This is a genomic window from Haloprofundus marisrubri, from assembly GCF_001469955.1.
GTDB lineage: Archaea > Halobacteriota > Halobacteria > Halobacteriales > Haloferacaceae > Haloprofundus > Haloprofundus marisrubri.
This window is the reverse complement of the sequence record NZ_LOPU01000012.1, coordinates 1-1,026: the sequence shown is the minus strand read 5'-3', so window position 1 is coordinate 1,026 and position 1,026 is coordinate 1. Positions and strand designations below refer to the sequence as shown.

Below are 1,026 nucleotides of genomic sequence, written 5' to 3'. Positions count from 1 at the left end.
TCGGTCGACGTACACCGCCTGCAATCGGCCGTTTTCGGCCTCGTAATCGACGACGGGATTGCCCGAACTGATGCGGACGCCCGCGTCGTCGAGCGCCGAGAACAACTGGTCTTCGAGTCGCAGGCCGGGGAAACTCGGCGGTCCCATCGGAATCTCGAACACGTCTGCACCGAGATGTGATTCGAGGTCCGCACGAACTTCGTCGGCGTGTTCGTCGCCCAGAAGCGAGGGGAAGCCGACGCGCTCTGCGCCTTTCAATCGTGGTTTGACGGTTTCGGCGACGGCTTCGCGCATGCCGACCGACCGCCCGGCGAATCGAATGTCTTCGTTTTTGTCCAACGCTTTGGCGAATCGCGTGACTTTGGCGTCGGCGCGGTACTCTTTGGGGAACGACAACTCGGCGCCGTGAACGTCGAAGGGGACGCCCGCGGCTTCGAGGTGGTCGGAAACGAGTCGGGCGTCGAAGTCCGTCAGCGACCGGAAGCCGACGACGAGCATCGAGCGACTGTCGCTGGCGAGGCCTGCTGCCGAAGCTTCCGGATATCGAGCCGTGGGTTTGACCGTGCCGCCATAAGTTGGAACGAGGGCATTCGCGTCCGTATGCGAGCCGCGATAGCTGTCTCCAGTTACTTGGTCGAACAGCGAAAGGCCGTCGCGGATGGCCTGCTCGCCGACGAGTGAGTACGGATGGTCGTCGGGTAGTGACGAGAGCGCATCGTAGGGATTCGAGACGGGACCATCACCGTTCGGATAGCCGAGTACGTCGATGAGGCCGCTAGCGAACCGAAGTGTACTCTTCTTGTAGGTGACGAGTCGGACGCTCGCACCGGAGTCGGCGGCCGAGAGTGCGGCGATAGAGCCGGCGAGACCACCGCCGAGAACGACCACGTCTTCTCGAATGGGCATCAGCGCTCACCTCGGTCTTTGTGTCTCGGACGGCCGCCGTCGGCGGCGGTCGCGCCCGAGCGTCCGGATTCCCCTTCACTTGCACCGACACCGGCACCGCCGTCGAAGGCGGCGAAATCG

The 1,026-nt window shown here is 63.7% G+C and carries 1 protein-coding gene; it reads right to left on the bottom strand.

Annotated elements, in window-relative coordinates:
* Positions 1-906 (bottom strand): glycerol-3-phosphate dehydrogenase subunit GlpB (gene glpB, locus AUR64_RS02465; protein ID WP_058580374.1); only part of this gene is annotated, 906 nt, incomplete at its 3' end.
* Positions 907-1,026 lie beyond the last annotated feature (120 nt).